The following is a 2,644-nucleotide window of genomic DNA, read 5'->3' as shown; positions in this document are numbered from 1 at the left end:
CGAAAAATCCGCCACATCTCAACCTAAAGCAATGATATAAAAGAGAAATTTTGGATGTGCCTTTAAGGCGATCTGTGCTTTGTCGTATCACTATCGTGTCATTGCGTCTGCGTGCCGGGCATGAGGCGAATGCGTTTTTCCGTTGCTTTTTCGACGGAGGCGCGGGTATAGAGCAGCGGGAAATATTCCCCGTTAAGCCACATCTGCGCAAGGTCGCGATAATGCGGGCTGTCCGGATCGCCCGATTCTCCGGGCAGATTCACTGCACGAGAACTGTCCCAGTCGCCCACGTCGACGATCACGCGAAACGATGGTCCGATAGTCTGCACGAAGTCGCTCGCACGATACGTCGACTGGTTCGGCGTATACGCACTGCCGCCTTTGCCGATCGGTCCGACATTGAGCTTCGCGCGCATCTCGCTGTCGACGAGATCGGCGAATGGATGCGCATTGAGGTTCGTCTGCAGTTTGCCCCATTGCCATGCGTTCACATCCGCACCTTGCAAGCGTACCATTTCGCCGTACGCGTCGTGTAGGCTCGCGAGTAGCACGGCATCGCGTTTCGCTTGTGCGTTGTCGCCGAATCGTGTCTCGGGATGTTCGAGCGTGTCGAGCATTATTGCTGTGTCGGGTGCCCCGAACGCGTCGGCGGCTGCTTTCGGCAGCACGGCGTCCTTGAACGCACGGCCCAGATGACGGCTCAGCCACACCTCTTCGAGCGCGGCTTGCGCGGAATCCGCGCGCATGTGCGCATCCCAGTCCTTGAGCAACGTGAGTGCGGCGCGCGTGTCGGCGTCGTCGCCGTTCAAGGGCGCGAGCAGTGCGACGAGGCGTCGCGCGGGAATCGATACGTCATCATTCTGCAACCTCTCGCTATCCTCGATCGATACTTTTGGCAGCGCCCTGAGCACTTCGTCGATGCGTTGATGCCGCGACGCATTGGTCCATTCGAAGCCAAGCTTGCGCTGCTTGTATGGGTAACCTGCAGGCAGATTCATCTCGTTGGATGTCGTGAAGTAGCCGCTCGACGGATTGAACGCCGAGGGCATCTCGTCGCGCGCCCAGAATCCAGCCCACTCGTAGCGGCCATCGCCGGGCACAGGCATCAGGCCGTCCCAATTCGGACGCTTCGGCGCAAGGCCGCTTGTCACCCAGCCAATGTTGCCATGAGTGTCCGCATACACCTGATTGACGGTTGGCGCCCCCCAAGTTGATAGATCGCGCTTGAATTGCTCGAAGTTCTTCGCGCGCATGTAGCGCATCGAATCGAAGTATGGCGACATGCCGGGTTCAAGCCATGCAGTGCGTACGGCAAACGCGCGATGTTTTGCGCTCTCAGCATAAATGACCGGGCCGTGCCGCGTGAAGAACAGGTCCGCTTTGACGGGCGGACCGCCACGCACAGTGATCGTCTCGTGCATGATGCGCATCAGTTCCCAACGTCCTTTATAGCGATACTCATGCGGATTCGCCGGATTCAGATCGTAGACGTACAGGTCCTCCTGATCGATGTTGAAGATCGTGAGACCGAACGCGATCGTGCCGTTGTGTCCGATCGACACACCAGGCGCAGAAGGTTCGCCGCCGCCGATGATATCGAGCGTCGGCGTGCTGATCTGCTGGATGTAGCGTAGGCTTGGCGCGGCGTATGCGCGATGTGGGTCATTGGCCATGATCGCGCGGCCCGTTGCCGATTTGCTGGGCGCGATCACCCAGTTGTTGCTGCCTTCTGTCGCCTCTTCGGCATTGCCGACGGCGGCCATCACAGTCGTCGACGCATCGGCACTTTTGAGTGAATCGCGAGTCACGTGTACGCCTTGAGTGGCGAGCGTAAAGACTTTAAGCACGTCGTCAGGCAGACACGGATCGAGTCCTTCTGGCATGTGCGGCTGCCATGGCGCTTGCAAACCGACGCGCACGGAGTCGGCGGCAAGCGAGCTCCTGCACGCGACCTTTGCGCGTGCTACTTCGCTCGTCAGATTGCGCGTGAGACCGTGACTGCGGATGCGCACCACATCGTCTGCTGACCACTTTGCAGGCCAGTAGCCGACCTTGCGGAACTCATAAGGCAAGCGGTCCGGGTGCGCGGCAAGCCAGTCTATATACGCGTTCACGCCTGCAGCGAAGCGCGTGGCGACGGGTTTCGCGTCGGGACCATAGCGTTTCCACTCCGTTGACATGTCGCCGCGATAAAGGAAGAGCCGAGTCGCTTTGTCTTGCTCGACATATGCAGGGCCGAATACTTCGGCTAACTGGCCAAGGCCGCGACGACGCCTCAGGTCGATCTGGAACATGCGGTCGCGCGCCGCATTGAAACCCTGCGCGAAGAACGCGTCATGCTCGTTTTCCGCGAAGATATGCGGCACGCCCCATTTGTCGATGAGGATATTCGTCGAATGAGTTAATCCCTCGACGGTGATCGTTTCTTCGGGAGCAGTGTCGGCGCGTGCATGTCGCGATGGCATGATGCCAAGCGCTGCGCACGCAAAGATGACTGCGAGAGTATGCCTTGCCTGCACTTGTTCCTCCTTATGGTTGCAACACAATGTCTCTCCTGGGCATCTCGAACGACCGATACTTTACCCGATAGGTGATGCGGGAGTCGGACAACCGATCAAGAGGCAAGGAGATGAAATGAGTCGCA

1 protein-coding gene is annotated in these 2,644 nt (G+C 58.9%); it reads right to left on the bottom strand.

Annotation, left to right across the window (positions count from 1 at the left end; all coding sequences use genetic code 11):
* Positions 1-98: 98 nt before the first annotated feature.
* Positions 99-2,465, bottom strand: coding sequence for a penicillin acylase family protein (locus P0D80_RS49415; protein WP_408295850.1), 2,367 nt, complete (start codon positions 2,463-2,465; stop codon positions 99-101).
* Between the last annotated feature and the right edge of the window lie 179 nt (positions 2,466-2,644).

The organism is Paraburkholderia sp. RL17-373-BIF-A, from assembly GCF_046030175.1.
Lineage (GTDB): Bacteria > Pseudomonadota > Gammaproteobacteria > Burkholderiales > Burkholderiaceae > Paraburkholderia.
Note: the sequence above shows the minus strand (reverse complement) of the source record. Positions and strands in the feature narration are given on the sequence as shown.

Coding starts and splice junctions, on each gene's coding strand:
- P0D80_RS49415 (WP_408295850.1), bottom strand. CDS start 2,465: ATGCCATCGCGACATGCACGCGCCGACACTGCTCCCGAAGAAACGATC.